The organism is Streptomyces sp. NPDC059874, assembly GCF_042731135.1.
Taxonomy (GTDB): domain Bacteria; phylum Actinomycetota; class Actinomycetes; order Streptomycetales; family Streptomycetaceae; genus Streptomyces.
In genome coordinates this window covers 1-24874 of the sequence record NZ_JBHWJY010000109.1, presented here as the reverse complement: position 1 = coordinate 24874, position 24874 = coordinate 1, and the positions used below count along the sequence as shown (strand labels likewise).

Sequence of the window (24874 nt, the reverse complement as noted above, 5' to 3'; positions counted from 1 at the left end):
TCTGGCACGCACTCTCGCCGCACCGGGCGAAAGCCCAAGTACGTCCAGTACGAGGGCTTCCGCCCGGCACGCCGAGAGCACGCACCAGACGCCGCAGGGCCGCCCTTCGGGCGACGACGGGAATTTGACGACAGGCCCTAGGGGCCCGCTCAGGGGCAGACCGGGGGCGGACCCGGATGGCCGGTCCCGGCGGCGTTCGTAGCGTCGTGGACATGCCGAAAACTGGGAAGAACGGGAAGAGCGAGCACGGCGAGAAGCGCCGGATGCCACGCTGGAAGCGGGTACTTCTGGCCCTCGGCGCGGTGGCCGGCGTCTTCGTCCTCACCATCGGCGGACTCTTCACCTGGCTCTACACCGGAGCCGAGGTGTCCACCGTCGGTGCCGTGGACTTCCACAACGCCCTCCGGGTGCCGCCCCTCGCCCCGTCCACCGTCGAGACGGACGGGACACGCGTCTTCGACCTGCGGATGCAGGCGGGGCAGACCGAGTTCGAACCCGGCGCCCAGACCCCGACCTGGGGGTTCAACGGCAGCTACCTGGGCCCCACCCTGCGCGCGGCGAAGGGCGAGAAGGTCCGGGTCAAGATCGCCAACGCGCTCCCGGAGGAGTCCACGGTCCACTGGCACGGCATGCACCTGCCCGCCGCGATGGACGGCGGCCCGCACCAGATGGTGCCGGCGGGCGGCAGTTGGGCCCCGGAGTGGACCGTCGCCCAGCCGGCCGCCACCCTCTGGTACCACCCGCACCCGCACGGCGCGACCGAGACGCACGTCCAGAAGGGCCTCGCGGGCCTGTTCCTCCTCGACGACGAGGAGAGCCGGAAGCTCGATCTGCCCGACCGGTACGGGGTCGACGACGTGCCCGTCATCGTCCAGGACGTGCGGTTCGACGGCTCGCGCTTCGACCACGACCACAAGCTGATGAGGAACGTCGGCTTCCTCGGCGACCGGACGATGGTCAACGGCACCCTGGACCCCTTCCTCGCCGTCGGCGACGAACTGGTCCGGCTGCGCCTGCTGAACGCCTCCACCGCCCGCGTGTACACCTTCGGCTTCGACGACGGACGCGCGTTCCAGCAGATCGCCTCCGACGGGGGCCTGCTCGAAGCACCGCACACCACCGGTCGGCTGCGGCTGTCACCGGGGGAGCGCGCGGAGATCGTCGTACGGATGGCACCGGGCGAGCGGACCGTCCTGCGCTCCTACCCGCTGGACGCCGGACTGGACTTCTGGAACCAGCGCTTCGGGGGCGGCGACGACTCCTTCGACGTCATGGAGCTCCGCGCGGCCCCCACCCTGCGCCCCTCGCCGGCCGTCCCCGCCGCGCTGACCCGGCTGACGCTGCCCACGGGGCAGGACTCGGCCCGCAGCCGCTTCTTCGACCTCAACCTCTCCGGGATCAACGGCCGGAAGATGGACATGGCCCGGGTGGACGAGACGGTCACCCGGGGAACCGCCGAGACGTGGACGCTGCGCAACGAGGACGGCATGCCGCACAACTTCCACGTCCACGACGTGCAGTTCCGCATCCTCGACATCAACGGGGAGGCCCCGCCGCCGCAGCTGCGCGGTCCCAAGGACACCGTGTTCATCCCGTCCGGTTCGACCGTCCGGATCGCGATGCGCTTCGACGGCCCGGCGGACCCGGACGTCCCGTACATGTACCACTGCCACCTGCTGTACCACGAGGACCGGGGCATGATGGGCCAGTTCGTGGTCGTAGACCCGGGCCAGACCGCGGGCGCCCCGAAGCCACCGTCCACCAGCGGCTCACACCATCACCAGTGAGTCCGCGACGATCACTTCGGCCATGGCGAACAGGCGGTCGAAGTACCGGCAGGACTCGTGGTTCCCCCGGCCGCGCCACTGCCGCAGCTCGGGCAGGAGGCCCTGAAGTCGGGCGGCCGTGCCAGGGCCCGCGAAGCCCCCGGCCGCGAGGTACGAGGAGACGTGCCCGGTGACGGTGGCGTCGAGGAAGGCGAGGCGGGCCTTGTCCTCGTCCGCCACCCGGGGGAACGGCCCGCCGTGCGTGGCCGACAGGATCCGTAGCATCCGCACGTTCGCCCGGTGGCCCTCGGGCCCCCACCAGCGCCGGGTCCGCAGCAGCGCGATGTCGGCCGCCGAGGGGCTGCGCCGGTGCCGTTCCCGCTTCTCGGTGCGGCGGCGGTCCGCGAAGGCGGCGAGCTCGGCCAGCCAGGCCTCCCGGCTCAGCTCCAGTGCGTCCAGGGCCCGTACCAGGGCGTCGGGATCACGCCGCAGGTCCCCGGTCATGCCGAGGTACTGCCAGGTCCGGCGGTAGCCGAAGGGGGCGTACAGAACGATCGCGCTGCCGAGCGCGGAGTGACGGCGGTGCATCGGCAGCCCGGGGTCACGGACGCGGCGGGCGTGGACGGCGAAGCTCATACCGCAGCATCACACGAGAGCCGCAGCATCACACGAGCACCGCAGGCTCACACCAGCACCGTCAGCGCCGCCCCGGCCCCCATCGCCGCCGCGGCCAAGTGCATGGCCGGGTGGCCGTAGTCGCCCGACCAGAGGTGGCGGGCCAGACCGCCGAGGGCGGCCAGAGCGGCGATGACGCCGATCTGGCCGAACAGCGTGACGGCGGTCCAGGGGGCCAGGAGCAGCAGGAGCGAGTTCAGCCAGAACGGGGCGGCGCCCGTCCATCCTCGCCATTCCCTGATAGCCGTCGGCATGTACTACCGGCCCCCTCGATGTGGAGTTGTCGTCAACTCGTCGGCTGCAAAGCCTCCTTGGGTGCGACCGACGGCACAAGGGCGCGTTCGGCAAGAAAACCGAAGGCGAGGCCGAAAGTCGTCCACAGCGCGGTCTGGATCGCCAGCGACGCGAGGCGGAAGTCCCAGATCAGCGAGGCCGGGAAGTCCGCCGGGACCTCGTTGATGCCGGGCAGCACGGCGTACGAGATTCCGACGAGCAGGACGAAGCCCCCACCGGCGACGGCCGAGGCGTTCCAGTTGCCGAGCTTCGGCGCGAGTCGCCGGCCGAGGATCAGCGCGCCCGCCGCGAGCAGCGCGCTCAGGGCGATCATCAGGAGGTAGAGGGCGGTCCGCCGGGCGGCCGTGTCGGGGTCGCCGACGGCCGGCGGGTTGGCCGGGTACTTGAAGAACGGCACCAGGGTGACGGTGACGAACAGACCCGCGGTGACCAGCGCGGCCGTGGCCCGCGGGCCGAAGCGGCCGATGCGGCCCAGGGCGTAGCAGAAGACGAGCGCGGCGATGCCGCCGAGCGCGACCCCGTAGAAGAGCACGCCGGTGCCGAGGCCGGCCGTCGCCTGGAGGGCACGGCTGACCGGGGCGTCCTCGGCGCCGTGGTCGTGGCCGGCCGCGAGGTGGCCGGCCTCCTCGATGGCGATGGCCGCGTCGACCTTGGACTCGCCGAGGAGGTACGCGACGAGGAAGGCGGCCACGCCGGCGAGGACACCGGCCATCATGCCCCGGACCAGCAGGATGCGGGGGGAGACAGTGTTCATGTGTGGTGAGTTCCCTTGCGGAGAGCGGAATCAGGCAGGGGAAATCAGTGGCAGGGGAAGCCGAGCAGGTGGCGGCCGTCGTGCAGCCACTCGTGGACGGTCTCGCCCTCGAAGACGGCGGTGGCGCCCTGCTCGATGCCGATGAAGTACAGCAGGACCAGCGTGAGGACGGCGACGAAGGCCGCCCAGGGAGCGAGCGCGGAGAGCGAAATCGGGGCGACGGCAGGGGCCGTCGTGGGCACGGCGGAGTGGGCCATGGCTGAAACCTCCAGAGGGAACACGCGTCCCGGTCAGTGGTGCTCGCGACGACGGTGGCGGGTCTGACTTACCTCCCCCTCCGGGAGGATTCACAGTGGCGCGACCGTGCCGGATTCTCACCGATGCTTCCGTCGTACCGTCGTCATGTAGTTATGTCGTCCGAGACCGTACCGCGCTTACGCTCCCCTTATGAACCCCCCATTGGTACGAGTTCATCTCGTGAGACCCCCGCTGGACGCCGCTGCCCGCCAGGGACGCTTCGGAAACCCGGGATTCCCGGGAATCCCGGGAATCCGGGGGAACGTGGCCGACCGCGCCGGCCACGAGGGGCTGCGCGGCCTGGACGCGGGGGAGTGGTCGGGGCGGACGCTGGACGAGGTGGCGGCCGCGGATCCGGCGGGGGTGCGCGCCTGGCTGACGGATCCCGGATACGCGCCGCCGGGCGGGGAGTCGGTGGACGCGCTGATCGCCCGCGTCGGGGCGGAGCTGGCCGGCCTGGCCGCGGGCACGCACCGCTTCGTGGTCGAGCAGGCCGTCGTACGCGCGGCGGTGGTGCACGCGCTGGAGCTGCCCGCGGCGGCCTTCTGGCGGCTCGACGTGCGGCCGGAATCGGTGACCACCCTCACCGGGCGGGCGGGCCGCTGGAACCTGTTGGTCGGGCAGCAGAACGGCCGGCAGAACGAGCAACAGAACGAGCAACAGAACGAGCAACAGAACGAGCAACAGAACGGCCCGGACCCCGCGACGCGGTCCGGGCCGAACTGACGTTCAGGGAAGGTGTGTTACGCGACGATCCAGTCGGACGTCGCGATCACCGGCTGCACGCCGTCGCGGTGGACGGTGCCCTCGATCAGGCCGTACGGGCGGTCCGCCGCGAAGTAGACCTCGTTGTCGTTCTTGAGGCCGAAGGGCTCCAGGTCGACGAGGAAGTGGTGCTTGTTGGGGAGGTTGAGGCGAACCTCGTTGACCTTGGGGCAGTTGTCGAGCACCCGCTCGGCCATCTGGTTCAGGGTCTGCTGCAGCGAGTACGAGTACGTCTCCGCGAAGGCTTCCAGCATGTTCTTGCGGACCTTCTTGTACGACTGGTCCCAGTCGTACTCGGTGTCGTCCGCGGCGAGCGCCGAGTGGGCCCAGCGCGCGGTGACCTTGGTCGCCAGGATGCGGTCGTACGCTTCCTTCAGCGTCGTGTACTTGTCCTTGATGTAGCCGTGGAACTCGGAGTTGGTCGAGTTCATCACCGTCAGGTCCTTCAGACCCGAGATGACCTGCAGGCCGGTGGTCTCGCTGTAGGTGATCTGCGCGGTGCGCACCTCCTGGCCCTTGCGGACGAAGGAGTGCTGCTCCTTGCGCGTCGGGACCGGGATCCGCTCCCAGGCGAACTCCTCGATGCGGATCTGCGCCTCGCGGATCGGGGACTGCGAGGAGACGAAGTGCTTCGCGAGCAGGATGCCGAAGGCCTCGGGCGACTCGATGCCGTGCTCCTTGCCGAAGGCGTACACCGTGTTCTTGGTGGTGTCCGTCGGCAGGCAGTTGGCGTTGTCGCCGGTCAGGTGGACGTCGCGGAACTCGCCGCGGAGCGCCACCGACACGTTCAGGTCGCGGATCTCGGCCCAGGAGCCGTCGCTGCCCTTGCGGGTGACCTTGACGATGCGGTTCTCGGCCTTGCCGTACTGGTTCTGGCCCAGGATGTGCTTGCTCATGGGTGTCTTCCTTCGGGTACACGGAGTCCGACTGACTGGATCCCGTACGCCCGGCGTCCAGCGGAAGGCCCGCTCCCCGCCGTTCGGTCACGGAGGACCGCCCCGAGACTGACGTGCATCCCGGTCCGTAGGTGCTCTGTCGGATTTCAGCACGTTCACGCGTTGTTCGTAATGGCGCGGAACGTCCAAGACAGGCACCCACGGATTGGGCGACCGTACATTCGCGCAGGTCAGGCCATGTGCGCATCGGCGACGGAGAGGGCCTCGTCGAGGATCTCCAGGCCCGCCGCGACGTCGTCGGCCGAGATGTTGCAGGGCGGCGCGATGTGGATGCGGTTGCCCGCGATCAGCGGCCAGAGCCCGCCCTTCTTGCAGGCGGCCCCGAAGGCGGCCATCGGCGCGTTGTCCGCTCCGGCGGCGTTGTACGGGACGAGCGGCTCGCGCGTCTCCCGGTCCCGTACGAGCTCCAGCGCCCAGAAGGTGCCGAGCCCGCGGACCTCGCCGATCGAGGGGTGCCGCTCGGCGAGCGCGCGCAGGCCCGGGCCGAGGAGCTCGGAGCCGGTGCGGGCGGACTGTTCGACGATGCCCTCCTCGGCCATGACGTTGATCGTGGCGACGGCCGCGGCGCAGGCCAGCACGTGCCCGGAGTACGTCAGTCCGCCCGGGTAGGGGCGGGTGGCGAAGGTCGCGGCGACGGCGGGCGAGATGGCCACGCCGCCGAGGGGCACGTAGCCGCTGTTGACGCCCTTGGCGAAGCAGAGCAGGTCGGGGACGACGCCCCAGTGGTCGGCGGCGAACCAGGCACCGGTGCGGCCGAAGCCGACCATGACCTCGTCCAGGACGAGCAGGATGCCGTAGCGGTCGCAGAGGGCGCGCACGCCGGTCAGGTAGCCCTCGGGGTGGACGAGGACGCCGGGGGCGCCGCCGACGGTCTCCAGGACGATCGCGGCGATGGACTGCGGGCCCTCGAAGACGATCGTGTCCTCCAGGTGGCGCAGGGCGCGCTCGCACTCCTCGGCCTCGTTCGCCGCGTAGAAGGGCGAGCGGTAGGCGAAGGGCCCCCAGAAGTGCACGACGCCGGCGGTCGCGGTGTCGTTGCCGAAGCGGCGGGCGTCGCCGGTCAGGTTGATCGCGGTCGAGGTGGCGCCGTGGTACGAGCGGTACGCGGACATCACCTTGGGCCGGCCGGTGTGCAGCCGGGCCATGCGGACGGCGTTCTCGACGGCCTCGGCGCCGCCGTTGGTGAAGAAGATCTTGTCGAGCTCGCCCGGGGTGCGCTCGGCGATCAGCCGGGCCGCCTCGGAGCGCACGTCCACGGCGAAGCCGGGCGCGACGGTACACAGCTTGGCCGCCTGCTCCTGGATGGCCGCGGTGACCTTGGGGTGCTGGTAGCCGATGTTGGTGTAGACGAGGGCGCTGGAGAAGTCCAGGTAGCGGCTCCCGTCGTAGCCCCAGAAGTACGACCCCTCGGCCCCGGCCACGGCGAGCGGGTCGATGAGTTCCTGCGCCGACCAGGAGTGGAAAACGTGCTTCCGGTCGGCGTCCTTCACGGCGGCGAGGGCATCGGCTTCTGTGTTCATAAAACGAGGGTAGTCGTCCAGGATGTGGACACGGCGCGGTGTTCACACTGCGGACGGCCCGGGGTCCCGTCCGGATTCAAACGATGTGGCGGCCGCCGTCGACGGTCAGGACGTCTCCCGTCGTGTACGCGGCGTCGACCAGGTAGAGGGCGGCCTCCGCGACGTCCTCGGGGGTGCCGACGCGGCGCAGCGGCGTGTTCTCGGTGATCCATGCGCGCGAGCTCTCCCAGACCTGCTCGGCGTCCTCGTACCAGGGGGTGTCGATGAGGCCGGGCGCCACGGCGTTGACGCGGATGGCGGGGCCGAGCCGGGAGGCGAGCAGCCGCGTCATGTGGTTGACCGCGGCCTTGCTGACGGCGTACGGGACGGAGCTTCCGAGCGCGCGGGTGGCGGAGACGGAGGAGATGTTGACGATCGAGGCCGACTCGGACTTCCGCAGGTGCGGGACGGCGGCGGTGATCATCTGCCAGGCGCCGATGACGTTGACGTCGAAGATCTCACGCCAGGCTTCGGCGTCCGCGGCCTCCAGGTCGTCCAGCGGGATGAAGCGCGTGACGCCCGCGTTGTTGACCAGGATGTCCAGCCGGCCGTGGACGTCGGCGGCGCTCTGCACGATCCGCCGCGCGTCCGCCGCGTCGGCCACGTCGCCCTGTACGTAGGCCGCCCCGGGCAGCTCGGCGGCCAGTGCCCGTCCGGCGCTCTCGCTGCGGGCCGAGTTGACGACGACGCGGATGCCTTCGGCGCTCAGCCGGCGGGCGATGGCGGCGCCGATTCCGGACGAGGAACCGGTGATCAGGGCGACGCGGCTCTCGGCCATGGGTCTTCCTCCTCTTGATCGGGTCGGGTGGACGCGATCGTAACTTGTCGCATCGCGGAATTTCGTTTCCGAGATGTGAAAGTTCGAGGGTGGGTGTCAGGGGGGCGTCATGGGCGAACCGCGGGTCGACGTCCTGGAGCTGAACGTGGCCCTGAAGGACCTCGCCGCCCGGAGGTAGCACCACGGCCGCAGCGGCTGTCAGCGATCTGTCAGCGCTCTCTCCGGGGGATGTCAGGACCCCCGGAGACGGTGACGTCGTCAAGAGGGAGCGACGACGAAACGAGCGGACACCATGATTGAGACGACCACCCGGCCGGCGGCCATCGAGGCCACCGGGCTCCGCAAGTCCTACCGGGACAAGTCCGGGACCAAGACCGTCCTCGACGGCATCGACCTGCACGTCCCGGCGGGCACCGTCTTCTCGCTGCTCGGCCCGAACGGCGCCGGGAAGACCACCACCGTGCAGATCCTTTCCACGCTGGTCGCTGCGGACACCGGCCGGGTGCGGATCGCCGGACACGACCCGGCCGCCGCGCCGGACGCCGTCCGCTCCGCCATCGGCGTCACCGGCCAGTTCTCGGCGGTGGACAAGCTGCTCACCGCCGAGGAGAACCTCCTGCTGATGGCGGACCTGCACCACATGGGCGCCGCGCGGGGCCGCCGCCGCGCCGCCGAGCTGCTGGAGGCCTTCGACCTCGCCGACGTGGCCCGCAAGGTGGCCGTGACCTTCTCCGGCGGCATGCTGCGCCGCCTCGACCTGGCGATGACCCTGGTGGGCGGCCCGCGGATCATCTTCCTCGACGAGCCCACCACCGGCCTCGACCCCCGCAGCCGCCGCGCCATGTGGCAGATCATCCGCGGTCTCGTCGCCGACGGGGTGACGATCTTCCTCACCACCCAGTACCTGGAGGAGGCCGACCGGCTCGCCGACCGCATCGCGGTCCTGGACGGCGGCCGACTCGTCGCCGAGGGCACCCCGCACGAGCTGAAGCGGCTGGTCCCGGGCGGGCACATCCGCCTGGAGTTCACGAACACCATCGACTTCGAAAGCGCCGCCCGCAGCCTCGGCGACGTCTCCCGAGACGAGGACGAACTGGTCCTGCGCGTCCCGAGCGACGGCGGCGTGGGCTCGCTGCGCTCCCTGCTCGACCGGCTCGACGCCCAGCGGATCGAGGTGGGCGGACTCACCGTGCACACCCCCGACCTCGACGACGTGTTCCTCGCGCTCACCGGTCAGCAGCCGCCCGCCACCGCCGTCCCGACCCAACAGAAGGAGTCCGTGCGATGAGCACCCTCACCCCCGCCCGCACCACCGCCGTCTCCGCCGGGCCCGCTCACCCCGCCGCCCCCGCCCGGCGGCACGCCTTCCGCGACAGCGCCACCATGCTGCGTCGCCAGCTCGGGCACGCGCTGCGCTACCCCGGACTCTCCCTGGGCACCATCGCCGTGCCGGTCGTCTTCCTGCTGCTCTTCGTCTACGTACTCGGCCGCCCCCTCGCCAGGGGCATCGGCACCGGCACCGACTACATCAACTACCTGGCCCCGGGCATCCTGTTGATGACCGTGACCGCCGCCTCGACGGCCACGGCGGTGTCCGTCTGCACCGACCTCACCGAGGGCATCGTCGCCCGCTTCCGGACCATGGCGATCTCCCGCCCCTCGATCCTCGTCGGTCACGTCATCGGCAGCTTCATCCAGACCATGGTGAGCGTCGGCATCGTCATCGGCCTCGCCCTGCTGATGGGCTTCCGCCCTCAGGCCGGCCTCGCCGGCTGGGCCGGGGCCCTCGGCCTGATCGCCCTGCTCACCTTCGCGGTGACCTGGCTTGCCGTCGCCCTCGGCACGCTCAGCAAGAACCCCGAGGGCGCCAGCAACATCGTGATGCCGCTGGCCCTGCTCCCCTTCATCGGCAGCACCTTCGTCCCCACCGACTCGATGCCCTCCGTGGTCCGCGTCTTCGCCGAGTACCAGCCCTTCACCCCGGTCATCGAGACCATCCGGGGCCTGCTGATGGGCACCCCGGCCACCGGCGACGCCATCGCCGCCGTCGCCTGGTGCCTCGGGATCAGCGCGGCCGCCTACCTCTGGGCGATCCGCCTCTTCAACCGTCGAGCGTGACCCGCGCCAACTCCCGTACGGCCTCCGGGCCGTCGGTGGAATCCCGCGCCGCCTCGGTGACGTACCGCGCCCACTGCGCGTACTCCTCACCGAGCGCGGAGCGCGCCGCGTCCTCCACCCGCTCCGCGTCCACCCGCGAGTGGTCCGGGCCGCCGCGCACCGCCACCGCGGCCGCCAGCAGCCGGACGGCCTCCCGCGGCCGGTCCGAGCGCACCGCCTGGTCCGCGATGCCGACGAGCACCTGGGCGGTGGTGGGCGCGTGCAGGGAGGCCAGGGCCAGTTCGAGCGCCTCGGCCCGGTGGGTCCGGGCGCCGGCCAAGTCGCCGTCCGCGGCGTCCAGATAGCCGAAGGTGTCGAGCAGCATCGCCCGGAACACCGGGTGCACGGCGACCCCCCGCATCCCCTCCCGGGCCAGCGCCAGATCGGCCCGGGCCCGCTCCGGCTCCCCGTTCCAGCGCGCCAGGTCCGCCCGGCCCTGCGCCGTCATCGCGAGGGCCTCCGGCCAGCCCGCCGCCCCGGCGTCCCGCTCGGCCAGCTCCATCGCCGCCGCGCACCCCTCGTGGTCCCCGGCCAGCCAGTACAGCTGGGCCTGCCGGACCCGCGCGATCAGCCGGTCCTCGACGACGCCCATCTCCCCGATCACCGCGACGGCCTCCTCGTAGTGGCCGAGGGCGGCCCGGAAGTCCCCGCGCCGGGCCACCAGATCGGCCAGCACCGCCAGCGCGAACGAGATCCCCCAGCGCTCCCCGATCCCGCGGAAGGCGGCCAGCGCCGCCTCGATCGCGGCCTCCGCCTCGGCGGGCGGCCCGCCCGCCCCGAGCAGGCTCCGGGCACCGCCGAGCAGGCCCTGGGCCCGTACCCAGGGGTCCTCGTCGCCCAGCATTCGGTCCCAGGCCCCGGCCGGGGCCGTCTCGCCCCGGGCGGCGCTGCGCAGCATCCGGTCCATCGGCCCCAGGAAACGGACCACGGGATGCCGGCTGCCCGTCCGCGCCGCGAGCAGCACCCCCTCGTTCAGCAGCTCCGCGGTCTGCCGTTCGTCGCCGAGACCGGCCGAGGCGAACAGCACCGCGAGCGCACAGGCCACGGCCCGTGGTTCATCCTCCTGCGACCCATCCGGCGTGGGCAACGCCAGGGCCCGAGCGGCCAGTTCGGCGCCGTCCGCCTTGTGCCCGGCGAGCCACCAGTACCAGCCGGCCGCCGCCACCAGTCGTACGGCGGCCCGGGCGTCCCCCGCCGCGATCGCCCCGCGCAGCGCCGCGTTCAGGTTGTCGTGCTCCGCGCCGAGCCGCCCGAGCCACTCCAGCTGCTCCGCCCGGCGCAGGTACGGGTCGGCGGTCAGGGCGAGCTCGGTGAAGTACGCGGCGTGCGCCCGGCGGATCCGCTCGCGCTCCCCGGCCTCGTCGAGCCGCTCCAGTCCGTACGCCCTGATCGTCTCCAGCATCCGGTAGCGGCCGTCGTCCGCCGTGACGAGCAGGGACTTGTCGGCCAGCGAGGTGAGCAGGTCGAGCACCTCGTACGCCTCGACCGGGCCGAACGCGCACACCCCCTCGGCCGCCTCCACCGTGGCCCCGCCGGGGAAGGCGGCGAGCCGGCGCAGCAGGGCCCGTTCCGCCTCGGCGAGCAGCTCCCAGCTCCAGTCGACGACCGCCCGCAGGGTCTGGTGTTGGCGCGGGGCGGTCCTGGCCCCGCCGGTCAGCACCCGGAAGCGGTCGTCGAGGCGGGAGGCGAGCTGGTCGGGGCTCATCGTGCGCAGCCGGGCCGCCGCGAGCTCGATGGCCAGCGGCATGCCGTCCAGTGCCCGGCAGATTCGGGTCACCGCGGAGGCGGTCTCCTCGCTGACCGCGAATCCGGTACGGGCCGCCGCCGCCCGGTCGTTCAGCAGCCGGACGGCCGCGTACGACATGGCCTTCGCCGGGTCCGCGTCCCGCGGGGGCAGCTCCAGCGGGCGGACCGGCCACAGCGCCTCGCCGGTGAGGCCGAGCGGCTCCCGGCTGGTCGCGAGCACGCGCAGCCCGGGGCATTCGCCGAGCAGCCGGTCGACGGTGGCCGCGGCCGCCCCGATGAGGTGCTCGCAGTTGTCGAGCAGGAGCAGGGCGCTCCGGGTGCGCAGGGCGGCGGTGAGCCGGTCCAGCGGTTCCCCCGCCGCGGGCGCGTGTTCCCGTAGGCCGAGGGCGTTCAGGACGGCCAGGGGTACGTCGTCGTCCGCGCCCAGCGGCGCCAGCTCCACCAGCCACACGCCGTCGGGGTGGCGGCCCTGCAGCGGGCGCGCGGCCTGGACGGCGAGCCGGGTCTTGCCGGCTCCGCCGGGCCCGGTGAGCGTGGTGAGCCGGAACCGGCCGAGCAGGTCGTCCACGCGGGCGAGGTCCTCGTCCCGGCCGACGAAACTGGCCAGCGGAGCCCGCAGGTTGGTCGGCGGCGGCGCGTCCGGCGCCCGCTGCGGCTCCGGCGCCGTCGGCCCGGCGGGGGCCGCGGCCACCCCGGGCACCTCCCCGCGCAGGACGGCGGTGTGCAGCGCGGACAGCTCCGGCGACGGGTCGGCCCCGAGCTCCTCGGCGAGCGCCTCTCGGGCCCGCCCGTACGCGGTGAGCGCCTCGGCGGGCCGCCCTGCGGCCACGAAGGCCCGCATCAGCGCCCCGACGAGCCCTTCCCGCAGGGGGTGTTCGGCGACCAGCGAGGTCAGCTCACCGGTCAGCTCCCGGCCGCGGCCCACCCGCAGATCGGCCTCGATCCGGTCCTCCAGGACGGCCATCCGCAGCTCGGACAGCCGGGTGACCGGCGCACGGAAGAAATCGGAGCCCGCCACGTCCGCCAGCGCCGGGCCGCGCCACAGCCCGAGGGCCTCCCGCAGCAGCCCGGCGGCGGTGTGCGGGTCCCGGGACAGCGCGGTGCGCCCGGCCGCGGCGAGCTTCTCGAAGCGGACCACGTCCACCGCCTCGGGCTCGACCAGCAGCCGGTAGCCCGCCGGATGCGACTCGACCGCCGACCCGGGCCCGGGCAGTGCCCGCCGCAGCCGTGACGCGAGCGCCTGGAGGGCGTTCGCCGCGCCCATCGGGGGATCGTTCTCCCAGATCCCGTCGATGAGCAGCTCGGAGGCCACCACCCGCCCCGGTTCGAGGGCGAGCAGGATCAACAGGGCCCGCAGCCGAGCCCCTCCGACTCCGACGCCGCCCCCGTCATCGCCCCGTACTTCCAGGGGCCCCAGCATCGAGATCCGCATGCGGTCATTCTGCGGGGTCGGTGCGGCCGGTCGCGATCAATGATCGGAATAGCTGAAGTCCCCCACGGTCCAGGCGTCGACGTCGGCCACGGCGATCCGGTACATCCCGCCGGTCTCCGGGATGCCCAGGGTGCCCTGGAGGATGCGGGCCACGTGGAAGTGCAGATGGGAGGGCGGGGAGCCGGTGCGGTCGGCTTCGCCCGGGGCGCTGAAGATCTCGGAGAACGGGCCCAGCTGGTCGGAGTCCCGCAGGACTTCGGCGACGCGTTGGCGCCAGACGCGTTCCGGTGCGAGCCGGCCGGTGATGACGGCGCCGTGGACCACGACGGTGAGGGACATCTGATTGGTTTGCTCCGACTCGACCATGGCGGCGAGATCGATGAGCAGCTCATCAGGAATCGACATGGCCAGGCACTCTAGCGGGATTCGCGAGAGCCGGCAGCACAAACGGGCCGGGGCCCGCACCGAAATGGTGCGGGCCCCGGCCGTCGTGCGCTTCGTTCAGGCGTCAGGCGGGAACGATGTTCTCGGCCTGCGGACCCTTCTGGCCCTGCGTGACGTCGAAGGTGACCTTCTGGCCTTCCTGAAGCTCACGGAAGCCGGAAGCGGCGATGTTCGAGTAGTGGGCGAACACGTCGGCGCCGCCACCCTCCTGCTCGATGAAGCCGAAGCCCTTTTCCGCGTTGAACCACTTCACGGTGCCAGATGCCATATGAATTCTCCTTCGACGCAGTGCGTCGAACAGCGCTGCGTTGAATAAAAGGTAAGTATTTTCGCGGCCGCGATTACGGCTGTCTGCACACTAGCACGGAGCGGGTGGCCTGCACGGAAAATCAGGAGTCGAGAAATTTCGCACCCGTGGTAATTAAAATCCGCGTGTGAAAGTCCGATGAACTGGGCCGTCGGTGGTAAACGGGTTCCGCGCCCGCTCGTGCCTGCCACCGCATCGCCGCCGCCCGCCGCCCGCCGCTCGGCCGCGCCGCCGCCGCGGCCGACGACGCCGAAGCAAGTGGAGACCCTCGCCGGAGCGCCGTGACGTAGGTCACGGGGAATGTCAAGGCCGGTCCGCGCCCTCTTCCCTCCCGAGACGTCGTCAAGGAGGGATCCATGAAGACCACTTCCCGGACCGGAACGGTCAAGCGGCTGTGCGGGGCCGTCGTGACCGCGCTGCTGTTCGCCGCGAGCGCGCCGCCCGCCTCCGCGGCCCCCGCGCCGCGGGCCCCCGTACGCGAGGCTTACGTCTCCCTGGGGGGTGCCGACGCCCCCGGCCCGGCAGCCGAGGACCGCATCCGGGTGCTGAAGGTGGGCCCGCCCCGGGCCCGGCAGGTCCTGGTCCTGGAACCGGGGCAGTTCGCCGCCGCCGGTAGTCTCGCCCCCGTGGCCCGGGAGTTGGCGGCCCGGCTGCCCGACACCGAGGTGTGGGCCGTCGACCGCCGGGCACAGAACCTCGCCGACCTCGACGGCTTCCACCGCCCGCCGGATGCCGCCGCCGACCACTACCTCGGCGGGCACTACCGCTCGCGGACCCCGCAGAGCGTCCCGTACGTCGGCGAGTGGGGCCTCGCCCTCGAACTGGCCGACCTGCGCCGGGTCGTGCTGGCGGCCCGGGACGGCGGCCGCCGACAGGTGGTGCTCGGCGGCCACTCCTGGGGCGGGACCATCGCCCTCGCCTACGCCGGCTGGGACTTCGACGGCCGCCCCGGCCACCGCGACCTGTCCGGCCTCGTACTGATCGACGCGGGGGTGCACGACGCGTTCGCGGGGGAGGGCATCACCTACCGGCTGACCGCGGAGCAGGCCGACGCCTGGCGGGCGAGGATCGAAGGCGGCGAGGTCTTCGACGAGGCGCTGAACATGGGCCGCACGGAGACCTACGCGATCCTCATGCAGCTCGCGGGCGGCTACGCGACGGCCGCCCCCGACCGGCCCTCGACGCTCGCCGCGCACCTGCCCGCCTGGCTGCGCCCGCCCGCCGAGCCCCCGGTGACCAACGCGGGCCTGGTCGAGTGGTTGTACGCCACCCATCCGATGGTTCCGGACATCAGCATCAACCCGGAGTTCACCCCGCCCGCCGCCCTGGCCCGCGCCCTGGCCGGCCCCGAACCCGCCCTCTACCAGTGGTACTGGCCCAGCCGGCTCACCCTGGACCTCCAGGCGGCCGACCCCTTCGACGACACGGCCGTCGCCCGCGGACTGGGCCTGCGGCTGCGGCACACGCGCGGAATCGACGTACCGCTGTACTCCTTCCAGACCGGCCTGACGCACGGCACGGTCAACACGGCCGCGCGCTGGGTGGTGGGGCAGTCGCGGATCGCCTCGGCGACGTACGCCGAGAATGAGGCCATGACGCACCTGGACCCGCTGTTCGCGTCACCGGGCCGCAACACGTTCGTGGACACGGTCGTCCCGTTCCTGACGAGACTCGGCCACCGGTGACCACGACCGCCGACCTCGACGTGGTGGCCGCGCTCGTCCGGTCCGCCCAGCGCGGCGACCGGATGGCCGCCTCGGACCTGCTGGACCTGCTGACCCCCTACATAGGCCGGCTCTGCGGCCCGATCGCCCTCCAGGACGGCCCGGACGCCACCCAGGAGGCGCTGATCGTGATCTTCCGCAACCTCGGCCAACTCCGGGAGCCCGGAGCCCTGTTCGGCTGGGCGCGGGTGATCGCCGTACGGGAGGCCGTCCGCATCGCCCGCAAGGCGGCCCGGGCCGTCCCGGACCCGCTCGACGACGTCCCCGCGCGGGACGATCCGCAGCTCGCCGCCGACGTGCGCGACGTACTGGAGCGGCTTTCGCCGGCGCACCGGGCCGTGCTGGTCCTGCGCGACCTCGAAGGGCTGGACGAGCGCTCCGTCAGCGCGCTCCTCGGCGTACCCGAACCCACCGTGCGGACCCGGCTGTTCCGGGCCCGCCGCAACTTCCGGAAGGCGTGGGGACGTTGATGGACTCCTGGCCGGTCGCCGAACTCGACCCCGTCCGCAGGCTCCGCGTGATCGCCCGCACCACACCCGGCACGGGATACGCCGAGCACCTGATCGACGCCCCCTTCGACCGGGTGTGGGATCTCGCCTCCGACCTGGAGCGGCAGCTGCCCATGCTGATCACCGACATCCGCTCCTTCACCGTGACCGCGGCCGACGGCGACCGCCTCGAAGCCCGGGCCCGCAGCCCGCTCGGCATGCGGGCGCGCTTCGACGTCGTCCTGCGGCCGGGCTGGTGCCTGATGCAGAGCCGCTTCGTGCTCGGCGGGATGGCCGCCGTACCGGAGGCGCAGGGGACCCGGTTCGCCTTCATGGGCGGCCTGCGCCTGCCGGGCATCGGCCTCGTCGACGGGGCGCTGCGCCCCCTGCTGACCCCGCTGGGCACGCGGGCCCTGCGCCGCTTCACGGACCAGCTGTAGCCCACCCGAACGGGCTAGTGCTGTGACCGGAAAGGTTCACCGGGCCACAGCACTAGGCGTTGATCCGGACGAGCGCGAGGGTGATGTTGTCGGGGCCGCCGGCCTCGATGGCGGCCTTCCACAGCTCGAAGGCGGCCTTGCCGTCGTCGTGGACCCGGAGCAGTCCGTCGATCTCCTCGTCGGGCAGCGGGTCGGTCAGTCCGTCGCTGCACAGCAGGTAGCGGTCGTCCCCGGACAGCGGGAAGACCGCCATGTGGGGGGTCACGGAGTGGTACCCGCGGCTGCCGCCGAGCACCTGGGTGACGAGCGAGGTGGTGCGCCGTCCGGGCTCCGGCGGCGGGCTGTCGTCCACGCTGACCCGGCGCAGCCCGCCCTTGTCCGCGTGGTACACCCGGCTGTCTCCGACGTTGAAGGACAGCAGGGACTCCCCGAGGACGAGCGCGCCCGCCACGGTGGTGCCCATGGCGGTCAGCTCCGGCCGGCCGTCGGCGGCCGAGTACACCATGCCGTTGCACAGCTTCAGGGCGTCACCGACGCTCTCCTCGTCCTCCAGGGAGGGGCCGAGCGAGGCCAGCTGGCGTACGACGAGCGCACTGGCCACCTCCCCGGCCGGCTGCCCGCCGAGCCCGTCGGCGACCGCGACGACCAGCGGGCGGCCGAGCGGGAACAGGAAGGTCTGGGGGCTCTCGGTCACGGTCCCGCACAACGTCCAGGGCCCGATGACCAGGCTGTCCTCGTTGTGATCGCGCACCAGCCCGGTGTGGCTCAGGGCGGTCACGGCTACGTACGACACCACGGCGTCCCGCCTCTCCTCCGCGGGTCCTCCACGGGTCCTCCGCGGAAGCCTTTCCCCGCTCCCCATTGTCCGCTCGGCATGCGCCGGGCGGCCCGTCGGAGCACCCTTGGTCGTGGAGCCGCCCGTCCCAGCCGGGCGGCCCGGCCAGGAAGGACGCGGAGATGTTCGCGAGGCTCAGCACCTACCAGGGATCTCCGCTTCCGCCGGAGGGGGATCTGGCGGCGAATTCGGAGGCGATCGTCGAGCAGATCCGGGACGCTCCCGGCTTCCGGGGCGCCTACTACCTCGTCGACCGGGCCTCGGGGAAGGCCAAGTCGCTGACCCTGTGGGAGGACGAGGAGACCATGCTGGCGAGCGAGGACCGCGCCGCCGCGATCCGGGCGGAATCCGCCCGGCGCGAGGGGCAGCGGATCATCACGGTCGAACGCTTCGAGGTCGGCTTCAGCTACCTCCAGCCCTGAACGCGCCGGGGCCACATGGAGCACACCGCGCCCGGCCCGCCTCGCCCGAGGCGACCCCGCATGGTGGGCTGGGGCGAGGCGGGGGACGTCCGGTAAGACGACCGACCTCCTCCCGGGGGCCCGAGCATGCTTACGACCATCACCGTCGCGGCGGTCGCCGTCGCGCTCGCCGTCGGGCTGATCGCCAACCGGTACCGGCGCCGACGACCGCCGAAGGACGGCGAGGAGTCGTCCGTCAGCGACCTGATCAGCCCCCTGGAGACGCTGGCCGTCCTCCTCGTGGCCTTCGTCCTCGTCGTGGCCGCGGAGTCGTACGGAGCCGCCAGCCAGGCCGCGGGGGCCGAGGCCCACCGGGTCGACCAGCTCTACGAGGTCGCCGACTACGCCCCGGAGCCCCAACGGGAACTGATCCACGCCGACGCCGTCTGCTACGCGCGCGCCATCCTCACGTACGAATGGCCGCAGATGGACAGCAACGGCCGGAAGGCCCCCGAGGCCTCCGTCTGGTCCTCGGACTTCCGCCGCCACTTCAAGGAGCTGGCCCACAAGGGCGCCAACACCTTCGAGCTGCTGGTCGACGCGGACGACCAACGTTCCGTGGCCCGCCAGGCCCGGCTGTCCGAGGCCACTCCGGCGATCCCGCCCATCGTCTACTGGTTCATGGTCATCGCGCTCGCCGCGACCATCGGGGCCTTCGCCTTCGGTCTGCCCCTCAAGCGCGGCTCCTCGCACATCGTGCTGCTGAGCGTCCTGGCCGTGCTCTTCACCGGCTCCCTGCTCCTCATCGCGGACATCGACAGGCCGTTCTCCGGGCAGATCCGCATCTCCAGCGAGGCCATGGCGGACACGGTCGGCGACATCGGCGAGGACTTCGCCGCGGACCACCCGGGCCGCCCCCTGCCGTGCGACGCCCGGGGCACCCGTACGGAGTCCTGAGCGGCCGGGCCGGCCCTCACGCCTTCGCGACGGCCTGCAGCGGGCCCGTCGCGGAGGCCGAACGGGCGGGGACGACGGCCGCTGCCGCGCCGACCGCGAGGGAGGACAGGCAGACGAGCAGCAGGGTCCCCCCAGGGGACAACGAGCGCGTACTTCCCAAAGGCAGAGCCACCACCGCTGCGGCGGTGCCGTCAGGTGGGGCTGACCGCCGGGCCGAGGCCCGCACGCGGGCTACGCGTCGACCTCGGCGGGGTCGAGGGAGTCGACGTCTTCCATGAAGCCCAGCATCCGGGCGTTGACCACGTCGGGGTGGTCGATCTGCGGGCCGTGGCCGGTCGCGGCGATGATCTCGGCGCGAGCTCCGGGGATCAGGCGCGGCACCCGCTCCAGCTGCCGCTTCGGGTGTACGAGCAGGCTGCGCTTGCCCATGACGAGGTAGAGCGGGGTCCGGATGGAGCGCAGCGCGTCCTCCGCCAGCGGCAGCGGCGCCGGCCGGCGGATCCGAAAGGCCCGGGCGCCCAGCTGGACCCATTTCCGCAGTTCGGGGACGGCGATGACCGGCTGCTCCAGCCAGGAGGCGAGGCGCGGGCGGAGCGCCTTGGGGGCGAAGCTGGCGAAGAGGCTGACGAAGACCCAGGCGAAGAAGCGCAGGCCCACCTTCTCCAGGCCGCCGGGGTCGAGGGCGGTGACGGAGGCGAGCCGTCCGGGCCGGCGGTGGGCCATGTTGAGCACCAGCCAGCCGCCGTACGAGGAGCCGACCAGGTGGACCCGGTCGAGGCCGAGGGCGTCGAGCGCCTCGTCGAGCCACTGGGCGGCGCGCTCGGGCTGCCACATGGGTTCGCGGTGGACGCTGCGGCCGGCGTCGCCGGGGGTGTCGAGCGCGTAGACGGGCCGTTCGGCGCTGAGGGCCGGGGTGTTGGGGTACCACATCGCCGAGGAGTAGCCGGCGCCGTGGATCAGGACGACGGGGGTGCGGTCCTCGGCGGCCGGGTCGCCGGGTCCGTACCGGTAGACGTGCGTGGTGCCGAAGCTGGTCTCGACGTCCGTCTCGGAGCGGACGGGCGCCCCCATCGCGTAGAGCACGTCGCCGGCGGCGAAGTAGCGGTCGCGCAGTTCGTCGTTCACGTAGCGGCCGACGTCGCGGCGCACACGGGTCGTGTTCTCGGGCACGGGCACCTCCGGGAAGATCCGTTCTTCGTGATACGACCGTACCATGATGTTGGTACGGCGGTACCATGAAAAGGGGCCGGGGAGTCCGGACCGCTGATGAACCCCACCACCGACGGGCGGAGAGACCGGCACATGCCAAAGCGCGTGGACCACGAGGAACGGCGCGCCCAGATCGCCGAGGCGCTCATCCAGGTCGCGGGGCGGCGGGGACTGCACGCCGTCGGCATGCGCGACGTGGCCGCGGAGGCCGGCGTATCCCTCCGGCTCGTGCAGTACTACTTCGAGACCAAGGAGAAGCTGCTCTTCTACGGGCTCCAGCACCTCACCGCCCGGTTCACGGCCCGGGTGGGCGCCCGCCTGGCCGCCGCAGGTCCGGAGCCGGGCCCGCGCGCGACCATCGAGGCGCTTCTGCTGGCCTCCCTCCCGATCGATGAGGAGAGCCGTACCTTCCACCTCCTCTACAGCTCCTACTCGATCCTGTCCGTGACCGACGAGGCGCTGGCAGCCCAGCCGTTCATCGACAACCCCGACGCCGCCGAGAACGCCCTGACCGGCCTCCTCGAAAAGGCGCAGGCGTCAGGCCTGGCGGACCCCGGCATCGCCGCGCGCACGGAGGCGATCAGCCTGCTCGCGATGACGGCGACCATGGGCACCAGCATCCTCGTGGGCCAGCGGACCCCGGAGTCGGCCATCGCGGTGCTCCACCACCACCTGGACCGGATCTTCGCGACCGCCCGGAAGCCTGCTGCCAAGAACGGATGACGGAATCGATCCCGAAGGCCGGCGCCCCACCTCACATTTCGCGGGCCTGCGTCGTCGGACTGTCGAGACACCGAAGATCCGCCGCCGGAGCGGCAGAAGAGGGGACCACACCATGGCCGTACAGACGACGACAGCACCGGGCAGAACCACGTTCGTGCAGGTCGCCATCGCCTTGCAGACCTTGACCCTCTTCTTCCAGGCGGTCACCGCCGGACTGCTGCTGTCCACGTCCTACGGCGAGGTGCTGCACGCCGTCGGAGCACGCGTGATGTACGGCGCGTCGATGCTGTACGTGCTCGCCGCCGTCCTGGCCTGGCGGCCGGGTGGCGGCTCGCCGCGCCCCATCCTGTACTCGTCCGGCTTCCTCGTGCTCGCCTCGGTGCAGGTGATCCTCGGCATCGCGCACATGCCGACGCTCCATGTCCCCCTGGGCGTCCTGATGTTCGGACTGAGCGTGCTGGCACTGGGCCACGCCCTGGCCGGCGCTCTCGGCGTCACCCCGCTACGACGCACCCCCTGACGACGCCTGCCGGGCGTCGAGGCCCCGACCGGCTGCCGTCCCCCTGAGGGCGAGGACGATGAGCAGGACGAACGCGGCGAGAGCCGTGAGCGTGCGCAGGACGTTGCAGAGTTCCCAGCGCCGCAGGATCTCCGCGGCCGGGGCACGCCCCTGAGGCCCGGTCAGGTCTGTCCGTTCTCGGTCCACGGGCGGAGCTTCTCCGGGTTGCGGACGGCCCAGATGCGGGTGATGCGGCCGCCGGTGAGGCTGAACGCCGCCACGGTCACGGTGACGCCGGCGTGCTGGGCGACCAGGCCGGGCCGGCCGTTGACCGTCCGCTCCACGAGCGTCAGCCCAGGGGCCTTGTCGGCGATGTGGATCAGGTACTGGGCGATGTGCTCGCTGCCTTCGACCGGGCGCAGGACGGTGCCGACCAGGCCGCCGCCGTCGGCGGTCAGCGTGGCGTTGGGGTCGAGGAGGCCGATGAGCGCCTTGATGTCCTTGGCCTCCCACGCCTCCTTGAAGTCCCGTACCAGGCCGGCCTGCCCGGCCGTCGCGGCCGCCGGTTCGTGCGCGGAGTCAATACGTCGGCGGGCCGAGCAGGCCAGTTGCCGGCAGGCCGCGGGCGTGCGGCCGACGATCTCGGCGACTTCGGCGAAGGGGTAGCGGAAGACGTCGTGGAGGATGAACGCCACGCGTTCGGCCGGCGTCATCGACTCCAGGACGACGAGGAAGGCCATGTTCACCGACTCGTCCAGGGTGATCCGGTCGGCGGGGTCGGCCGGTTCGGCGCCGCCGCCCGCCCGTGCGCTGATCCACTCCGTGCGGTCCGGCAGCGGATCGGGTATCCATGCGCCGACGTAGCGCTCGCGCCGGACTCGCGCGGAGCCGAGCATGTCCAGGCAGATGCGGCCGGCCACCGTCGTCAGCCAGGCGCCGGGTGACTTGATGGTCTCCTGCTGTTGCCGAGACATCGCGTACCAGCGGGTGTAGGTCTCCTGCACGGCGTCCTCGGCCTCGGCCAGCGAACCGAGCAGCCGGTAGGCGAGATTGATCAGCCGGCGTCGCTCGTCGACGATCACGCTCAAGCCCGGCTCGCACCGGTCGTGCCCTACCTCTGACGGGGTGCTCATGGTCGCGACCGCTCCCTGGTTCTTCTCGTCCGATTCGGCTCTCGGCACTTCGACGAAACACCGAACCGGATTGTGAGTTCTGCGCTTCACCTTCCTCGCGCGCGCAGAAGGGCCCAGGTCGGTGACCTGGGCCCTTCTTGTCCGAGCGGGCCGCGACTCGGCCGTGGCGGCTTCAGGCCGCTGCCCCCGCCCGTGCGCCGCTCCGGGTCTCCTGCCGTACGACGCGCCGGCGCCGGGTCGGCATGCCAAGGGTCGGATTGGCGACGCTCCAGGCCGCGCCCTTGCAGATCAGTTCCTTGTAGCGGGCGGCCATGCGGCCCGTCAGGGCGCGGTCGACCGCTCGGTCGTCGGCGGTGACGAACTGGATCAGGCCCTCCTTGCGGCCGAGGGAGATGCACTGCTGCGCGTAGGCGATCGCGACGTGGGGGACTTCGGTGTCGGTGAGACGGGCGGCGATGGCGTCGGCGGCCTGCCAGGCCATGGGGACGCCCGAGGCGCAGGACATGCGCAGGGGCTTGTCGCCCGGGCCGATCGCCATCGCCGAGTCGCCGATGGCGTAGACGTCCGGGTGGGAGACCGAGCGCATCGTGGTGTCGACCGCGATCCGGCCGTCGTCGGCGAGCTCCAGGCCGGTGGCCCGGGCGATCGGGTGGACGGCGAAGCCGGTGGTCCAGACGGTGACCTCGGCGGGGACGGTCCGGCCGTCGGCGGTCGTCAGGGCGTCCGCCTCCACGGTGGCGACCGCGGTGTGTTCGTGGACCGTGATGCCGAGCTTGTCCACCACCTTCCGCAGGTGGCCGCGGCCCTTCTCCGACAGCCAGTCGCCGAGGGCGCCGCGGGCGGCCAGGGCGACGTCGAGGTCCGGGCGGGCCTCGGCGATCTCGGTCGCGGCCTCCAGGCCGGTCAGGCCGCCGCCGACCACGACCACGGGCCGGCCGGCCTCCAGGGCGGCCAGGCGGTCACGGAGCCGGAGGGCGCCGGGGCGGCTGGAGACCTCGTGGGCGTGTTCGGCGGTTCCGGGTACGCCACCGTCGTTCCAGCCGCTGCCGAGGGCGTAGACCAGGGTGTCGTACTCCAGCTCCGCCCACTCGGGGGCGTTCGCGGCGGCGACCGTCACCGTCTTGCGGTCCACGTCCACGGCGGTGACCTCGCCGAGCTTCAGTTCCACGCCGGTGCCCGCGAACATCTCGCCGAACGGCCGGGGCTTGAGGTCCTGGCCGGCCGCGAGCTGGTGCAGCCGGACGCGCTCGACGAAGTCGGGCTCGGCGTTGACGAGGGTGATGGTGACGTCCTCGTGGTGCAGCCGCTTGGCGAGGCGGCCGGCGGCGACGGCGCCGGTGTAGCCGGCTCCGAGGACGACGATGCGGTGCTGCATGTCCGTGCTCCTGTCTGGGCGGGGGCCGCCGTTGTCCGGCGTGGTTTCGCACCTTGAACCGGACAGCCCCCCGTTCCCTGACAGGATCGGGATGTGACCTGTGTCACATCTTCTTAGAGGGTGTGGAGCGGGGCCCCGTGGTCCGCGGCGGCCCACTGCTCGGTGGCGCGGACGAGCTTGTCGGGGTTGACCTGGCTGCGGATCGCGACGATGCCCTCCGCGGTGGACTCCAGGCAGATGATCCCGGCGACCCGGCCGTCCACGACCGCCACGATGGCGGGCTCGCCGTTGGCGGTCGTGGCATGGATCTCGGGCACGCCGCCGACATGGGCCCGCTTGGCGGGACTGGGCTTGAACAGACCGCGCATGAACGTCGCGACCGCGAGCGCGCCCTCGAACGCCTTCGCGCGGGCCGGGACCTTTCCGCCGCCGTCGCCCACCGCGACGGCGTCCTGGGTGAGCAGGCGTACGAGGGGTTCGGTGCGGCCACTGGTCGCGGCGGTCAGGAACTCCTCGACGATCCTCCGGGCGGTGGCGTCGTCGATCTCGGTGCGCGCCTTGCCGTCCGCGATGTGCTTCTTCGCCCGGTGATAGATCTGCTGGCTGGCGGCCTCGGTGATGTCCAGGATCTCGGCGATCTCCCGGTGCGGGTGGTCGAAGGCCTCGCGCAGCACGTACACCGCCCGCTCGCCCGGCGACAGGCGCTCCAACAGGACGAGGACGGCGTACGACACCGACTCGCGCTGCTCGGCGGTGTCGGCCGGGCCGAGCATCGGGTCCCCCGCGAGCAGCGGCTCGGGGAGCCACCTCCCCACGTACGTCTCGCGCCGGGCGCGTGCCGAAGTGAGCATGTTGAGACACCAGTTGGTGAGGACCTTCGTCAGCCAGGCCTCCGGCACCTCGATCCGTTCGACGTCGGCCGCCTGCCAGCGCAGGAACGTCTCCTGCACGGCGTCCTCCGCCTCGCTCGTCGAGCCGAGCAGCCGGTAGGCGATGGCCTCCAGCCGGGGCCTGGCAGTCTCGAACCGGTCCACGTCGCTCATGATCAAAGCCATGCTCGCGATCCTAGTAGTGCTTGGTCAGGTTCGGTCGTCGGTGGAGTGTCGGGCTGATGGGCTGTGTCGTTGATCGGGTGTGCTGGCTAAGGAGTTGGCTGCGGT

28 protein-coding genes are annotated in these 24874 nt (G+C 72.2%); 11 read left to right on the top strand and 17 right to left on the bottom strand.

Annotated features, from left to right (window positions below):
- The first annotated feature begins 263 nt into the window (after nt 1–263).
- A complete protein-coding gene (locus ACFV9H_RS37505) occupies nt 264–1787 on the top strand; it encodes a multicopper oxidase family protein (protein WP_385407688.1) in 1524 nt (507 codons plus the stop codon).
- On the opposite strand, the gene ACFV9H_RS37500 is transcribed toward ACFV9H_RS37505, so the two are convergent.
- From ACFV9H_RS37500 to ACFV9H_RS37485, 4 genes are read right to left on the bottom strand one after another with little or no spacing between them, the layout of a single operon-like run.
- The gene (locus tag ACFV9H_RS37500; protein WP_385407684.1) at nt 1770–2402 is read right to left on the bottom strand and encodes a hypothetical protein; all 633 of its coding nucleotides are present in this window, start codon (nt 2400–2402) and stop codon (nt 1770–1772) included. The genes ACFV9H_RS37505 and ACFV9H_RS37500 overlap by 18 nt on opposite strands.
- Nucleotides 2403–2449: 47 nt before the next feature.
- Nucleotides 2450–2695: a hypothetical protein gene (locus ACFV9H_RS37495; RefSeq protein ID WP_385407682.1), complete on the bottom strand. Its 246-nt coding sequence runs from the start codon at nt 2693–2695 to the stop codon at nt 2450–2452.
- A 32-nt stretch (nt 2696–2727) separates the two neighbouring features.
- Complete coding sequence (locus ACFV9H_RS37490) at nt 2728–3489, bottom strand: CbtA family protein (protein ID WP_385407679.1); 762 nt, start codon at nt 3487–3489, stop codon at nt 2728–2730.
- Nucleotides 3490–3533: 44 nt separating this feature from the next.
- On the bottom strand, nt 3534–3746 hold the full coding sequence (locus ACFV9H_RS37485) for a CbtB-domain containing protein (RefSeq protein ID WP_385407677.1): 213 nt from the start codon (nt 3744–3746) through the stop codon (nt 3534–3536).
- 304 nt (nt 3747–4050) lie between these two features.
- Here ACFV9H_RS37485 and ACFV9H_RS37480 point away from each other — a divergent pair, with 304 nt between their 5' ends.
- Nucleotides 4051–4512 carry a histidine phosphatase family protein gene (locus ACFV9H_RS37480; RefSeq protein ID WP_385407675.1) on the top strand — a complete coding sequence of 154 codons (462 nt, stop codon included), beginning with the start codon at nt 4051–4053 and terminating at the stop codon, nt 4510–4512.
- Between the two features lie 17 nt (nt 4513–4529).
- Here ACFV9H_RS37480 and pucL read toward each other — a convergent pair whose 3' ends face one another.
- The 3 genes from pucL to ACFV9H_RS37465 all read right to left on the bottom strand — a co-directional run bounded on the left by pucL (nt 4530) and on the right by ACFV9H_RS37465 (nt 7844).
- Nucleotides 4530–5447: a factor-independent urate hydroxylase gene (pucL, locus tag ACFV9H_RS37475; protein ID WP_385407672.1), complete on the bottom strand. Its 918-nt coding sequence runs from the start codon at nt 5445–5447 to the stop codon at nt 4530–4532.
- Nucleotides 5448–5677: 230 nt separating this feature from the next.
- A complete protein-coding gene (locus ACFV9H_RS37470) occupies nt 5678–7027 on the bottom strand; it encodes an aspartate aminotransferase family protein (protein WP_385407670.1) in 1350 nt (449 codons plus the stop codon).
- A gap of 76 nt (nt 7028–7103) precedes the next feature.
- Nucleotides 7104–7844 carry an SDR family NAD(P)-dependent oxidoreductase gene (locus ACFV9H_RS37465; protein ID WP_385407668.1) on the bottom strand — a complete coding sequence of 247 codons (741 nt, stop codon included), beginning with the start codon at nt 7842–7844 and terminating at the stop codon, nt 7104–7106.
- Between the two features lie 292 nt (nt 7845–8136).
- On the opposite strand from ACFV9H_RS37465, the gene ACFV9H_RS37460 reads away from it, so the two are divergent.
- Both ACFV9H_RS37460 and ACFV9H_RS37455 read left to right on the top strand, forming a co-directional pair.
- Nucleotides 8137–9132, top strand: a complete 996-nt coding sequence (locus tag ACFV9H_RS37460; RefSeq protein ID WP_385407666.1) for an ATP-binding cassette domain-containing protein — start codon at nt 8137–8139, stop codon at nt 9130–9132.
- Entirely contained in the window at nt 9129–9962 is an 834-nt protein-coding gene (locus ACFV9H_RS37455) for an ABC transporter permease (protein ID WP_385407663.1), read from the top strand. The genes ACFV9H_RS37460 and ACFV9H_RS37455 overlap by 4 nt, the downstream gene beginning before the upstream one ends.
- Here ACFV9H_RS37455 and ACFV9H_RS37450 read toward each other — a convergent pair.
- From ACFV9H_RS37450 to ACFV9H_RS37440, 3 genes are all read right to left on the bottom strand, one after another.
- Complete coding sequence (locus ACFV9H_RS37450; protein WP_385407661.1) at nt 9946–13179, bottom strand: BTAD domain-containing putative transcriptional regulator; 3234 nt, start codon at nt 13177–13179, stop codon at nt 9946–9948. The genes ACFV9H_RS37455 and ACFV9H_RS37450 overlap by 17 nt on opposite strands.
- A gap of 36 nt (nt 13180–13215) precedes the next feature.
- The gene (locus tag ACFV9H_RS37445) at nt 13216–13584 is read right to left on the bottom strand and encodes a hypothetical protein (protein WP_385407658.1); all 369 of its coding nucleotides are present in this window, start codon (nt 13582–13584) and stop codon (nt 13216–13218) included.
- A gap of 103 nt (nt 13585–13687) precedes the next feature.
- Entirely contained in the window at nt 13688–13891 is a 204-nt protein-coding gene (locus ACFV9H_RS37440; RefSeq protein ID WP_073917174.1) for a cold-shock protein, read from the bottom strand.
- Between the two features lie 395 nt (nt 13892–14286).
- Between ACFV9H_RS37440 and ACFV9H_RS37435 the strand changes: the two genes are divergently transcribed.
- The 3 genes from ACFV9H_RS37435 to ACFV9H_RS37425 are packed head-to-tail and all read left to right on the top strand — an operon-like array spanning nt 14287 to nt 16582.
- The gene (locus tag ACFV9H_RS37435) at nt 14287–15615 is read left to right on the top strand and encodes an alpha/beta hydrolase (protein WP_385407656.1); all 1329 of its coding nucleotides are present in this window, start codon (nt 14287–14289) and stop codon (nt 15613–15615) included.
- On the top strand, nt 15612–16124 hold the full coding sequence (locus ACFV9H_RS37430; protein ID WP_385407654.1) for an RNA polymerase sigma factor: 513 nt from the start codon (nt 15612–15614) through the stop codon (nt 16122–16124). Before ACFV9H_RS37435 ends, ACFV9H_RS37430 begins: the two co-directional genes overlap by 4 nt.
- Nucleotides 16124–16582, top strand: coding sequence for a hypothetical protein (locus ACFV9H_RS37425; RefSeq protein ID WP_385407651.1), 459 nt, complete (start codon nt 16124–16126; stop codon nt 16580–16582). The genes ACFV9H_RS37430 and ACFV9H_RS37425 overlap by 1 nt, the downstream gene beginning before the upstream one ends.
- A 52-nt stretch (nt 16583–16634) precedes the next feature.
- On the opposite strand, the gene ACFV9H_RS37420 is transcribed toward ACFV9H_RS37425, so the two are convergent.
- On the bottom strand, nt 16635–17375 hold the full coding sequence (locus ACFV9H_RS37420; RefSeq protein WP_385407686.1) for a PP2C family protein-serine/threonine phosphatase: 741 nt from the start codon (nt 17373–17375) through the stop codon (nt 16635–16637).
- Nucleotides 17376–17539: 164 nt separating this feature from the next.
- Between ACFV9H_RS37420 and ACFV9H_RS37415 the strand changes: the two genes are divergently transcribed.
- Entirely contained in the window at nt 17540–17839 is a 300-nt protein-coding gene (locus ACFV9H_RS37415; protein WP_385407648.1) for a hypothetical protein, read from the top strand.
- Between the two features lie 126 nt (nt 17840–17965).
- Nucleotides 17966–18775: a hypothetical protein gene (locus tag ACFV9H_RS37410; RefSeq protein ID WP_385407645.1), complete on the top strand. Its 810-nt coding sequence runs from the start codon at nt 17966–17968 to the stop codon at nt 18773–18775.
- 16 nt (nt 18776–18791) lie between these two features.
- Here the strand turns inward: ACFV9H_RS37410 and ACFV9H_RS37405 are convergent, their stop codons facing one another.
- Entirely contained in the window at nt 18792–18917 is a 126-nt protein-coding gene (locus ACFV9H_RS37405; RefSeq protein ID WP_385407643.1) for a hypothetical protein, read from the bottom strand.
- An 89-nt stretch (nt 18918–19006) separates the two neighbouring features.
- The gene (locus ACFV9H_RS37400) at nt 19007–19945 is read right to left on the bottom strand and encodes an alpha/beta fold hydrolase (RefSeq protein WP_385407641.1); all 939 of its coding nucleotides are present in this window, start codon (nt 19943–19945) and stop codon (nt 19007–19009) included.
- A gap of 132 nt (nt 19946–20077) precedes the next feature.
- On the opposite strand from ACFV9H_RS37400, the gene ACFV9H_RS37395 reads away from it, so the two are divergent.
- Together ACFV9H_RS37395 and ACFV9H_RS37390 are read left to right on the top strand one after the other, a co-directional pair.
- A complete protein-coding gene (locus ACFV9H_RS37395) occupies nt 20078–20707 on the top strand; it encodes a TetR/AcrR family transcriptional regulator (protein ID WP_385407638.1) in 630 nt (209 codons plus the stop codon).
- Nucleotides 20708–20819: 112 nt separating this feature from the next.
- The gene (locus tag ACFV9H_RS37390) at nt 20820–21227 is read left to right on the top strand and encodes a hypothetical protein (RefSeq protein WP_385407635.1); all 408 of its coding nucleotides are present in this window, start codon (nt 20820–20822) and stop codon (nt 21225–21227) included.
- Here the strand turns inward: ACFV9H_RS37390 and ACFV9H_RS37385 are convergent.
- The 4 genes from ACFV9H_RS37385 to sigJ (ACFV9H_RS37370) all read right to left on the bottom strand — a co-directional run bounded on the left by ACFV9H_RS37385 (nt 21210) and on the right by sigJ (ACFV9H_RS37370) (nt 24769).
- Nucleotides 21210–21413: a hypothetical protein gene (locus ACFV9H_RS37385; RefSeq protein ID WP_385407633.1), complete on the bottom strand. Its 204-nt coding sequence runs from the start codon at nt 21411–21413 to the stop codon at nt 21210–21212. The genes ACFV9H_RS37390 and ACFV9H_RS37385 overlap by 18 nt on opposite strands.
- Nucleotides 21389–22339: an RNA polymerase sigma factor SigJ gene (gene sigJ / locus ACFV9H_RS37380; RefSeq protein WP_385407631.1), complete on the bottom strand. Its 951-nt coding sequence runs from the start codon at nt 22337–22339 to the stop codon at nt 21389–21391. The genes ACFV9H_RS37385 and sigJ (ACFV9H_RS37380) overlap by 25 nt, the downstream gene beginning before the upstream one ends.
- 172 nt (nt 22340–22511) lie before the next feature.
- Nucleotides 22512–23714 carry an NAD(P)/FAD-dependent oxidoreductase gene (locus ACFV9H_RS37375; protein WP_385407630.1) on the bottom strand — a complete coding sequence of 401 codons (1203 nt, stop codon included), beginning with the start codon at nt 23712–23714 and terminating at the stop codon, nt 22512–22514.
- A gap of 113 nt (nt 23715–23827) precedes the next feature.
- A complete protein-coding gene (sigJ, locus tag ACFV9H_RS37370) occupies nt 23828–24769 on the bottom strand; it encodes an RNA polymerase sigma factor SigJ (RefSeq protein WP_385407628.1) in 942 nt (313 codons plus the stop codon).
- Between the last annotated feature and the right edge of the window lie 105 nt (nt 24770–24874).